At 68.7% G+C, this 12539-nt stretch carries 6 protein-coding genes; 5 read left to right on the top strand and 1 reads right to left on the bottom strand.

Going from position 1 to position 12539, the window contains the following annotated elements:
- Together M6444_RS06065 and M6444_RS06070 are read left to right on the top strand one after the other, a co-directional pair.
- On the top strand, nt 1–691 hold a 691-nt coding region (locus M6444_RS06065), incomplete at its 5' end, for a FadR/GntR family transcriptional regulator (protein ID WP_298324193.1).
- A 167-nt stretch (nt 692–858) separates the two neighbouring features.
- Entirely contained in the window at nt 859–2358 is a 1500-nt protein-coding gene (locus tag M6444_RS06070; RefSeq protein ID WP_298324196.1) for a glycoside hydrolase, read from the top strand.
- 22 nt (nt 2359–2380) lie between these two features.
- On the opposite strand, the gene M6444_RS06075 is transcribed toward M6444_RS06070, so the two are convergent.
- Complete coding sequence (locus M6444_RS06075) at nt 2381–3334, bottom strand: LuxR family transcriptional regulator (RefSeq protein ID WP_298324199.1); 954 nt, start codon at nt 3332–3334, stop codon at nt 2381–2383.
- Between the two features lie 214 nt (nt 3335–3548).
- Between M6444_RS06075 and M6444_RS06080 the strand changes: the two genes are divergently transcribed.
- The 3 genes from M6444_RS06080 to M6444_RS06090 form a co-directional block, all read left to right on the top strand.
- Nucleotides 3549–7784, top strand: a complete 4236-nt coding sequence (locus M6444_RS06080; RefSeq protein WP_298324201.1) for a S8 family serine peptidase — start codon at nt 3549–3551, stop codon at nt 7782–7784.
- Between the two features lie 239 nt (nt 7785–8023).
- Nucleotides 8024–10354 carry a DUF4838 domain-containing protein gene (locus tag M6444_RS06085; RefSeq protein WP_298324203.1) on the top strand — a complete coding sequence of 777 codons (2331 nt, stop codon included), beginning with the start codon at nt 8024–8026 and terminating at the stop codon, nt 10352–10354.
- A gap of 218 nt (nt 10355–10572) precedes the next feature.
- A partial coding sequence (locus M6444_RS06090) for a polysaccharide lyase 8 family protein (RefSeq protein ID WP_298324206.1) occupies nt 10573–12539 on the top strand: 1967 nt, incomplete at its 3' end.

Below are 12539 nucleotides of genomic sequence, written 5' to 3' on the forward strand. Positions count from 1 at the left end.
CGCCCGGCGTGGCATGCACGGCATGGCGGTCGACGCCATCGGCATTCGGATCGTCAAGGGGGAGTTCGCCCCCGGCCAGACGCTCGACGTCGAGGCCATCGAGCGTGAGTACGACGTCAGCCGGACCGTCCTGCGCGAAGCCCTCCGGGTCCTGGCGGCCAAAGGCCTGGTGAGTGCGCGGCCGAAGCGAGGAACCTACGTGCTGCCTCGGGCCGAGTGGAGCCTGCTCGATCCGGACTTGCTGCGCTGGCAGTTCGCCGAGCGCAGCGACGCGAAGTTCCTGCAGAACCTGGCCGAGGTTCGTTACATCGTCGAGCCCGCGGGCGCCCGGTTGGCGGCCGAACGTCGCAGTGCCGAGGAGCTCGAGGCCATGCGGGAGACGCTAGCGATGCTGGACGACACATCGGCCGATCCGAGCGCCGTCGTCGCCGCCGATCTGCAGTTTCATCGCGCCCTCCTGCATGCTGCTCACAACGAGATCCTGCAGCGGCTGGAACTGGTGATCGAGACCGGACTGTTGGCGCGTGACCTGCTCGTCCACGGTCAGGGCAGCTGGGCGGAGTCGGTGTCGGCGCACCGAGCGGTACTCGACGCCGTCGAGGCTCGCGATCCGGAAGGCGCACAGCGGGCCATGCTCCACCTGTTGTCGCAATCCGAACGTGACGTGACGGCGTTGACGAACGGCGAGTAGCAGCGGCGCGACTGGTTCACCGTGCCTGCGCGCAAAGAGCATGTTTTATGAATAAATCTTGACGATCGCTGGTCGGGTTTGCCAAGGTGCCCCTGTCCCGGCCCGAACCGCTCCGGCCAGCTCGACACCGGGGTTCGCGGCCCACCGGCACGACTCGTGGAGGCATCGTGACCGCTTCGTCTCAGCCACACCCGTCCCGCCGATCCGTCGTCACGACCGGCCTCGTCGGCGCGGGCCTGCTGACCCTCGGCGTGCCGGGCCACGCTTCGGCCGGTGCGGCCACCGCGCCGATCCGGGTGTCTCCGCAGCGACGACTGCGGACCATGGAAGGTTGGGGAACCGCCCTGTCGTGGGGCGCCAACATCATCGGCGGGTGGGCCGACGTCGACGCGCGCACCGAGATCGTCGACCTGCTCTTCGACCCCCGGCGAGGGCTGGGCCTGAACTCCACTCGATACAACATCGGCGCCACCGAGAACCCCTCGCACGACCACATGCGGCTCGGCTCCACCATCCCGTCGTTCTGGCCGGAGCGCCCCGGCGAATGGGACGACACCCAGGACGCCCGGCAACGGTGGGTCCTGGAGGAGGCGATCGCCCGCGGAGTCGACCGGGTCAGCAGCTTCGTCAGCAGCCCGCACTACTGGTGGACGCGCAGCGGGTGCACCGCCGGCGCGGCCGACGGCGGCGACAACCTCCTGCCGGAGCATCTCGACGATTACGCGGCTTACCTGGTCGACGTCGTCACACTGTTCCGGCGGCGATGGGACATCACCATCGACTCGCTGACGCCGCTGAACGAGCCCGCGGCGTCGTGGTGGAAGGCCATGGGCCGACAGGAGGGTTGCGGTTACTCCCGGCCGTATCAAGCCGAGGTGCTCACCGCCGTCGGGCGGGCACTGGCTGATGCCGGACTCGACGGCGACACCCTGTTGTCCATGCCGGAGGAGTGGGCTCCGAGCTGGACGCTGGACACCGTCGACGACTACGACGCCGACGACGTCGCCGCCTACCTGGGCTTGGTGTCCACGCACTCCTACGGCGACGACGCCCCGCGCGACGACCTGCGCGGGTGGGCGCACGAGCGCGGGTTGCCGATCGAGATGGCCGAATACGGTACGCCGGGCGACGCGGGCTACGAGCCACAGCACGTGACCAATGCGCTGAACCTGGCCCGGCGGCTGAACCAGGATCTGCGTCAGCTCCAGCCGGACACGTGGACCATCTGGAATGCCGTGGAGTCGATCGAGGAGAACAGTGTCGCCGACACCTGCTGGGGACTGATTCATGCCTCGTACACGGCCGGCACGGAGCGGTTCTACGTCGCCAAGCAGTACTACGGCTTCGCCAACTACGTCCGCTTCATCCGGCCCGGCTTCACTCTCGTGGACATCGGTGATCCCGACGCGGTAGCCGCCTACGACGAGCGCACGCGCCGGTTGGTGATCGTCTACGTGTCCTACGACGACGCCGATCGCACCGTCACCTTCGATCTGTCCGCCTTCGCGTCCCCCGCGGGCATGGTGAAGCGCGCCCGGACGTCGGCGACGGAGAACCTGGCGCGGTTGCGCCCCGAGCGCTATCACCACCACGCCTACTCCACGACGATCAAGGGCTCGTCGATCACCAGTTTCGAGTTCCCGGGCATGCCGCTGCGGCACAGCTGAGCAGCGGCGTCGCGCGGTACGGTCAAGCCCAGTCGCGGCGGGCTGCGGCCACACCGGCCTGATAGCGGGTTGCGGCGTCCAAGAGGTCCAGGACGCGGTGGATCCGGCGGCGCACGGTGCGAACGCTCACCTGCAGCTGGCGGGCCATCGCCTGATCGGTGAGCCCGGCGCTGAGCATGGCCAGCACATCGCGGTCCGCGTCGGTCAGCGGGCTTTCCCGGGGCGCTTCGGTGACCGGGTGCGCGATGCGCCAATGCGCCTCGAACAGCGCGATCAGCCCGTCCAAGAGGCCGGACTCGCGGATCAGCACGATGCTCTCGGTGGCGTGCCGGTCGCTGATGAGCGGAACCAGAGCCAGGCTGCGGTCGTAGATGTGCAGTTTGATGGGCAGCGACGGCAGGAGGCGGGCCTGCTCGCCGGCCCGGCCGAGCTCCGTGATCGCCCGGACCCGCCCGGGCAACTGCAGCGACTCCGGGGTGTAGATGACGTGATAGGTGACCCCGCGGGCGAGTACCGGGTGTTCGTTCGCGACTTCGTCGTAGTCCTCGGGCGCGGCGTAGGGCGGCTGGTCGAACGAGAGCACTTCGTACCGTGCACCGAGCCGGGCCTCCACGGATCGCCGATGGATGGCTTCGCGGCCGCTGACGACTTCGAGCAGCCCGGAGGGCTGGCGCTTGAGGTGGCCGGTGCGAAACTCGTCGAGCAACTCGCGCTTCGCGGCCCGGACCCGGTCGAGCTCGGCCTCGCGCTGGTGGATGAGCGCGTCGATGGCGGCGTCCGGGCTCACCGGCGCGTAGCCGCCGGCCTCGGTACGAGTGGCCAGTCCGAGCGTGCACAGCCGCGATGTGGCCGCTCGCACCCGGCGCGGGCTCGTGCTCAATGCGGCGGCCAGCGCAGGCACCGTCATCTCCGGTTCGCCGAGTAGCCGCCGGTACACCTGCTCCTCGAATTCGCTGATCCCGAGTTCCTGCAGCATGCCGCCTCCGTCCACTGCTCGTCGGGTCGAGAATGTCCGGAAAAGGCGGGCGCCGCTACTGGACACGACAAAGTCTGGACTTCCGCTGTGCCGGTCGGCTTCACTGACGATCCAGCCACCGGATACTCGCCGCTACGCCGCCTGGCTGCGGCGTCTTCGATGGGCGGCCTCGTCTCCGCGGGCGCGGTCCGGTCGTCGAACGATGGGATGGGCTATGCGAGCACGTGCGGTGGGACCGGTCGCCAAGGGCGGCATCGTCGGCAGCGCGCTCCTGCTCGCGGCCGCTTCGGCTGCAGCGGCGCCGCCGCCGGGTGAATCGCCCCAGCACGTGGTTGCCGGGACGACCAGCCCGGCAGCGCTTGCCGACACAGCTCACTCGAGCCGGATCACGCTCATCACCGGCGACGAGGTCGTGTACCGGACGTCGGCCGACGGGTCGTTCGACGCCACGGTGACCATCGACCCGGACAGTGGCACCCGCAGCGTGCACGCCTTCGGCGACTCCACGGGTGTCTACGTCATCCCCGACCAGGCACAGCCGTTGGTCACCGCCGGCGTGCTCGACCGCGAGCTGTTCGACGTGAAGTACCTCGCCGAGCACGGCTATGCCGACGCCGACACCGACGGGCTGCCGGTCATCGTCGGCTACCGCGATGCGCCCTCGGCGGGCCGGCAGGCGGACGAGTTGGCGCGCGCAGCCGACACGTTGCCCGCGGCTTCGGACCCGGTGGCCCTGCACAGCATCGACGCGGTGGCGCTCACGGTCGACAAGAGCTCAGCCGAGTCGTTCTGGCGACGCGTCCGCGGATCTGACTCGCCTGCGCAAGCCGGCGACGTCGCACGCGCGCGCCACGACGAACCGATGCTGGCGCCTGGCCTGGCCACGATCTGGCTGGACCGCAAGGCCAAGCTCGTCCTGGACGAGAGTGTGGCCCAGATCGGTGCTCCGGGGGCCTGGGCTTCGGGGTACGACGGCAGCGGGGTGGCGGTCGCCGTGTTGGACAGCGGTATCGATACGAACCATCCCGACGTGCGCGACGCGGTGGTGGCAAGCAAGAGCTTCATCGACGGTGAGGACGTCGTCGACGGCCACGGGCATGGGACCCACGTGGCCTCCACCATCGCCGGCACCGGGGGCGGCTCCGATGGCCGCTACACCGGTGTCGCGCCAGGAGCTGACCTGCTCGTCGGCAAAGTCTGCCTCGTCAACGGTGACTGCCCCAGCTCCGCGCTCATCGCCGGGATGGAATGGGCGGTCGCCCAGGGTGCGCAGATCGTGAACGTCAGCATCGGCGCCGACCCGACCGACGGCACCGACCCGACGAGCCTGGCGGTGAACGAGCTGTCGGCCGCATCCGGCGCCCTGTTCGTCATCTCGGCCGGAAACAACGGGCCGGGTGATTCGACGATCGGCTCGCCGGGCGCCGCGCAAGCCGCGTTGACCGTCGGCGCCCTGGACAAGGCCGACCAGCTGGCGAATTTCTCCAGCCGCGGGCCTCGCGTCGGTGATTCCGTGATCAAGCCGGACATCGTCGCGCCGGGCGTGGACATCGTCGCCGCCCGGGCGGCCGGGACGACCATCCCGAACGCCAAACACGTGGGCGAGCACTACACGACCGTTTCAGGAACGTCGATGGCGGCTCCGCATGTGGCCGGTGCTGCCGCGATCGTCGCCCAGCAGCATCCACAGTGGAGCGGGGAACAGATCAAGTCCGCCTTGACGAGCACCGCTCACGACGCCGGCTACTCGCCGTACGAGCAGGGCGCCGGGCGAGTGGATGTCGCTCGCGTCGTCGATCAGCAGGTCTTCGCCACCACCGCGGCCGACTTCGGATCCCGCGAGTGGCCACACGACGCGGGCACGGCCACGCGCACCGTGACGTACCGGAACCTCGCGACGACGCCGACCACGCTCGACCTCTCGCTTTCGGCCACCGGCCAGGACGGCGAGCCGGCTCCAGCAGGGCTGCTCGAGCTCAGTGCCGAGTCCCTGACCGTACCGGCCGATGGAACCGCTGACGTGCAGGTCCGGCTCACCGAGTCACGCGACGTCGTCGGGGTGTTCGGTGGGCATGTCACCGCCACCGACGGCGCCGGTGCCGTCGTCACGACGTCGGTGGGCGTACAGATGAAGCCGGAGACGTTCACCGTGCAGGTCAACGTGGAGTATCCCGAGGACTCTTGGCACAACTGCCTGGCCGGTCATCTCGGCGTGCTGGACGACGTGGAGGACGCCCGGTACTACCTCGCGGTGCCCACCACCGACAATTGCACCTCGGCCGTGTTCGACGTGCCGGCCGGGACGTACATGATCGACACCGGGGGCCTTCCGGACTATTACGACGCCCACGGCCGGCCCACCTCGGTCGTCGGCGTGTTGCCGGAGGTCGTCGTCACCGCGGACACCGAGCTGACCATCGACCTCAACGCGGCGAAGCCGCTCGAGGTCGACACGCCGCAGCCCAGCGAGGCGGGCATGAAGATGGTCGGATTCAACCGCGTGACCGCGGACGGCTACACCTTCAACTCCTTCTCCGTCTCGGTGCCGTGGATCAACCATGTCGCGATCCCGACCGAGCCGGTCGACATCGGCCATTTCGAGCTCTTCTACCAGCCAACGCTGATTCATCCGCGCATCGAGCTGAGCGTCGCCGAGCCCACGCCGATGGCGCTGCACCCGACGTATTTCGGGCGAGCCGACCAAGCCATGGTCGACGGCTCCGGGCGGGCTCGGCTGATCTTCGTCGGTGCCGGCGGCGAAGCCGACTTCGCTGCGCATGACGTCCGCGGCGCCGTCGTGCTGGCCCGTGCCGGCGACGCCGAGCATGCCACGTTGCGCGCCATCGCCGCTCGTGCCCAGCAGGCGGGTGCGCTGGCTGTACTGCAGTTCTGGGACGGTCCGCAGCAACTGACGTTCGGCGAGGCCGACCTGCTGCCGGTGTTGGCGATCAGCCGGCAGGAAGGCACCGAACTCGTCGAGTTGGCCGAGCGCGGGCCGGTTGAGCTGCGTTATGCCGGGACGCCGGAGACGCCCTACACCTACAACCCGAAGGTCTACTACGACGGCCGCGTTCCCGACTCGCCGGCGACGACCTTGGCAGCCGGCGACTTCGTCGAGTTCACCAGCCGATACCACGCGGAGACCGGCGCTCGCGCCTCCACGTCGGCTCACGTTCGCGGCCCGCGCGACGTCGGCTCGTTCGTCGGCTCGCTCGACTTCGCCGTCCCGGCCGAACGAACCGACTACTACGGCCCCCTCGACCCGGACCTGAGCTGGAACCGCTGGTACCTCGGTCCTACCAGGACGTGGATGGACTTCGACGTCTTCGCCGCGGCCGGGCCGCCGAAGCCGCAGAGCTGGGACCTGCCGGCGGCCGTGCCCGGCGTCGTCCGGATCCCCACGGCCGTCGCTGATCACGCCGACGACCTGATCCCGCCGGCATGTGCGGCGTGTCGGCACGCCGATCAGCTCAGCCTGTTCTTCCAGACCACCAACGGGCTGGACGGGGCGTTCACGGTAGGGGACTGGCCGGTCTACACCGGCGTCGTGCCGGGTTATCAGGACTTGCACGTCACCGTCGACGGTGACGAGGTCCCGGTCGAGTACGTGGAGCGTTCCGGGATACCGGGCCTGGGTAACGCCGCGCTGCCGATACCCACCGTCGATCTACCCGCCCGGGCGCGCGTCGGCATCAGTCAACGCCTGAACTTCGGCGTCATTCCGGGCTGGTCGAACATCGAGACCAGGTGGGAGTTCACCTCGGCGCGCCCCGGTGCCGACGAGGACACCGACGACTATCGCTGCATCGGAGCCGGTTCGACCTGCAGCCCCGCTTCGATGATCTTCCTCGGCTACGACCTGTCGAACCTGGCCCTGGACAACACCACCGTTGCCGAGCATGGCTTCAGCTTCGTCGTCGAGCCGTACCATCAGCTCGGCGCGGAGGCGGCGATCACCGCGGTGGACGTCCAGGTGTCCTTCGACGACGGCGAAAGCTGGCGGGCTGCCGGGGTCGAGCCCCGCGAGGACGGGACCTACCGGGTGAGCCTGCAGCATCCGCCGTCGGACCGCTCCTCGGGCGCGGTGTCGGTGCGTGTCACCGCACATGACGACGAGGGCGGTTCGGTCGAGCAGACCCTCGAGCGGCTCTACGAGCTCGCTCCCGATGCCTGTCCCGGTGGGCACGACGACCCCACGATCGTGTTCGACGACCAGGACTCCGGCGTGCCGAACGAGCATCTGGGCGACGGGTGCACGTTCCTCGACCTGGTGTGGGCCGAGGCGCCGTTCGCCGGGCACGGGCAGTTCGTCCGAGTGGTCCGGGATCTGACTGATCAGTGGCGCCAGGACGGGCTGCTGGATCGCCGGCAGGCACAGGCTGTCACGACCGCTGCAGCCCGCTCCGGCATCGGCCGGAACGGGCCGGCGGCGGTGCGATCGGCGTACTAGGCGGTGGGCGGCCGGCGTCGGCTTTCACGAAGCTGGTGCCAGCGCCGACGACGTGTCCACAGCGATGCGGCGGCCGGAATCTGTCCAGGTTAGGCCAGCGCTCTGGGCGGCGAGAGATCGCAGGCGTACCGTGCACGCAACTGGGCTTGGAACGCTTCAACCATGACGGACACCCGTCCGCGCCGTCGGTCCGTTCGACGGTGACATGCGACCCCTCGAACCGACCGGAAGGATCACGCATGTCGAGTGAACTGGTCCGTAGGTGCTCGACCCGTCCGGGTGCGCTACCCCGCCGAAGGGTGTTGCAGGCCGGCGTGGGACTGGCGGCTGCCACGACGGGGGTCTTGTCCGGGTCCGCGCAGGCCACCGGTGGTGAACCCATGATCCGGTTCGCCCGCGCCGGGCGCACGAGGTACCGGATCTACCTGGGCGCCGGAGAGGACGCGGTCGTACGTCATGCCGCGCACGAGCTGGCGACGTATCTGACGTCGATCACCTCGGCGACCTTCCCGGTCATCGAGGCCGAGCGTCCGCCGTCGCGCGACCATCTCATCGTCGTCGGCCCGAACAACCCGATCGCCCGCCGAGCCGATATCGACGACGACGCGTTGTCCGACGACGGGTTCGCCCTGCGAGCCGTCGGTGGCCAGAGCGTCGTCGTCGCCGCCGGGCACTCGCGGGGAACGCTGTACGGCGTGTACTGGGTCCTGGACCGGTTGTTCGGTGTCCGGTGGTTCGCTCCGGACTTCACGAAGGTACCCAGCACGCCGGAGCTGTCAGTACCACGGAGCAGCCTGAACGCGGACCACGTACCGCGGTTCCGGTTCCGCACGGTGCTGGCCGGCGACGCGAACGATGCCGCCTACCGACAGCACAACATGCTCAACGGGCTACGCGACCAGTACTGGACGGTGCCGCGGTCCGACGGGATCGACACCTGGTCGACGTACTGGCCCGAAGAGGTCGAGTATCCGTTCCAGCAGGTGGTGACCGACCCGTCGCATTGGTACGGCGGCCAGATCACGCTGATGGATCCGGACACGCGTGCGGCGGCGGCCGGCCAGCTCGTGGACATCATCAACGGCCGCATCGCCGCCGGACAGGATGCTTCCACGTCGTTCTACCAGGAGGACCGCGGATGGGATCCGCCGGACCCGCAGAGCCAGGCCTTCGCCGACGAACACGGCGGCACGCTGTCCGCTCCGGTGATCGACATGATCAACGACGTCGTCAGCCGGGTACGGCAGCAGATTCCGGACGCCCGCCTGTCGACCCAGGGCTACATGTGGAGCTTCACCCCGCCGACCGGCCTGCAGGTGAACGAGAACGTCGTGATGACGATCGCCCCGATTCACGCCGACTTCGGGCAGTCACTGTTCAGCGAGACGAATCAGGAGATCGCCGACAGCATTCGCCAGTGGGGTGAGATCTCTCGACACAACGTGTTGTGGACCTACCTGTGCACCTTCCGGTCGTACACCCAGCCGTTCCCGGACTGGTGGGCGATGGGCGAGGCGATTCGGTCGCTGGCCGAGGTGCCGACCATGCAGGGCTACTTCGGGCAGAGCGCCTGGAACGCTTCGGGCGCGGAGTTCACTCAGCTACGAGTGTGGGTGATCAGCCGGCTGCTCTGGGATCCCTCGCTGGATCCCGATGCCCTGATCCGGGAGTTCCTCGACGGGTACTACGGGCCCGCAGCCGAGCCGATCTACACCTACATGCGACTCATGCACGATGCGGTGGAGCAGACCTCGACCATGCTCGGCGCGTACACCCCGGACGACGCCGCCTACCTCGGGCTCGCCACGCTGGCCCGGGCCGACGAGCTGTTCGACCAGGCGGAAAACGCCGTCCGGGACGAGCCCACCCTGCTACGCCACGTGCATGCCGTCCGGCTGGGCGTCGACCTCCTGCTTCTGCAGCGCAGCGGCTACTTCAAGCTCGTCGCTGAACGGGACGGCATCGACTGGGACCCGGACGTCGTGAACCGGACGCAACGATTCGAGGCCGAACTGGCGGCCGCAGGGCTGACTCAGCTCAGTGAGGTCGGCGGCGATCCGGACGACTTGGTGCCGGTGTTTCGCGCGGTGGCCGCGGCCACAGGTAGCCCAGCCGAACCACCGGCCGTCGTCGACGGGCTGCCGGACTCCGACTGGGTCGATCATCAAGAAGACGTCTTCGTGCTCTACGCGCCGGCCGTCACCGTCGTGGCGGACGTCGGCGCGTCGAACGGTCACGCCGTCGAGATGCCTGGCAACCGCCTCGACTGGGCGGTCCAGGTACCGCTGGACATCCTGCCCGCCGACGGGCGGTGGAAGCTGTATGTCTCGGTGCGCGCCGACGCCGCAGCCGCCGACCCGGACTCAGCCGCGCTCACGCTCGGCGTGTGGCCCGGGGAGGCGGCGAGCGTGCCGGTCGGTGACGTCGCCGATGGCGAGTACCACGAGATCGCGTTCCCCGGGACGTACGAAGCTGCGGCGGATTCGACCACGTACGCCTACGTCGCACCGCCGGGGAATGCGGCGGTGAACCACGTACGGGTGGATCGGATCTTCGCGGTCAAGGTGTAGCGACCGGCTTCGGTAGGGGCTGGCGGGCCCACACGTTCCTGCATGTACTCAATGTGCCCACGTCAGCTCATAGCGGCATACATCTTGTCATTTGAAATTCTTTTATGAATTATTCTTGACACCTCCGCTCAGGTTGGTCAGGATCGGCGTCAGCAGGTTTCCCGCGGGGCGCGCACAGGCATCCGATGACCAACCGCACCGGAGGAGTGACAGGGCTCATGACGTGGACTCGGAGAAGGTTCCTGCACACGGTCGGAGCGGCCGGGTTGGCGACCACGGCCGCGGGCCTCGTCCCCGCGATCACCGTGCCGCGCCCGGCCTTCGCGGCAGACGAGTACGACGAGCTTCGCCTCCGGTGGCGAGACCTGGTGACCGGCACCGGGTACGACCCGAGCCGCGAGCCGTTCGCCAGCCGCCTCGCCTCCATCGGCAGCGCGGCCGAGCAGCATCTGGCCGAGATGACCCTCGATGGTGAGTCACTGTGGCCCGACCTGCCACTGGACGAGCAGACCTGGCCGATGACGATGAGCTTCGGCCGCCTGCGCACCATGGCGATGGCGTACGTGCTGCCCGGGACGGGCCACACCGGTGACACGGAACTGGCCGAGGCCGCGGTCGCGGGCACCGACTACATGACGACCACGATCTATGCGCCGCCGAACTGGTTCGACAACTGGTGGGACTGGTTGATCGGCTCGCCGCAGGCGCTCAACGACATTTCGGTCCTGCTTTACGACGAACTGGGGCCCGAGCGCATCGCCAGGCACGTCGAGCGCATCGACCACTTCGTCGACCCGGGCGCCATCGATCGCACCGCCGGGGCCAACCGCGGCTGGCTGTGCGAGGTCACCGCGGTGCGCGGGGTTCTCGGCAAGACACCGGAGATGATGGTCAAGGCGCGCGACGGGCTGTCGCCGGTGATGGTGTACGTCACCGAAGGCGACGGCTTCTACCGCGACGGCTCGTTCATCCAGCACGGGATCTACGCCTACACCGGCTCGTACGGCATCTCGCTGCTTCAATCGGTGTCCGGCCTGTTCGCCCTGTTGGCGGGGTCGACCTGGGAGATCGTCGACCCGAACCGTCAGGTCTTGTTCGACAGCATCGAGAACAGCTTCGCCCCGTTCAATTACAACGGACTGTGCATGGACGCGGTGTCGGGCCGGACGAACAGCCGCGAAGCCGAGGGCGACCACTACCGCGGCCACGTCATGACCGCCGGCGTGCTGCGGATGGCGGCAGCCGGCTCGCCGGAGGAGTCGGCTCGCTGGAAAGGCATCGCCAAGGGCTGGCTGCAGCGGGAGTCCCCGGCGCTGTACAACGACAACACGTATCTGACCATGGCGGCGGTCGCCGAGGCTGCGAACGTGCTCGACGATCCAAGCATCGAGGCGTTGCCCGAGCCGGTGGAGCACCGGATCTTCGCCAGCATGGATCAGGCAGTCCACCGCCGTCCGGGGTGGGCGTTCTCGATCTCGATGCGGTCGGTGCGCACGGCGTTCTACGAGTCCATCAACGGCGAGAACCTGCACGGCTGGCACACCGGCGTGGGCATGACCTACTGGTGGGGCTCGGACTTCGGCAACGACCAGTACACCGACGCCTTCTGGCCCACCGCCGACCCCTACCGGATGCCCGGTACGACGGTGTCACGCAAGCCGCTGGCCGACGGGATCGGTAACGACACCCCGCCCACCGCGGCGTGGGCCGGCGGCGCGACCGACGGTGAATACGGCACGCTCGGCCAGAGTTTCCAGGCGCTGGAGTCGACCATCAGCGGCCGCAAATCGTGGTTCTGCGTCGACGATGCCGTCATCTGCTTGGGTGCCGGCATCACCTGCGCCGACGGCTACGCCGTCGACACCACGATCGACCAGCGCAACCTCGGCGCCGCAGGAACGCACAAGTTCAAGGTGAACGGGCGCACCACGCCGTCCGAGCCGGGGTGGGAGCAGACCATCCCGGACGCGCGCTGGGCGCACCTCGAGGGATTCGGCGGTTACGTCTTCCCCGGCGGTACCAGCCTCAGCGCAGTCCGTGAGGAGCGCACCGGCAGTTGGTACGAGATCAACGTCGGCGGTCCGCAGGATCCGATCACGCGACGGTACGTGACGATGTACCTCGATCACGGCGTCGACCCGACCGACGCGGCATACGTCTACGCCGTGCTGCCCGGGGCGAGTAT

The organism is Haloactinopolyspora sp. (assembly GCF_027324685.1).
GTDB lineage: Bacteria > Actinomycetota > Actinomycetes > Jiangellales > Jiangellaceae > Haloactinopolyspora.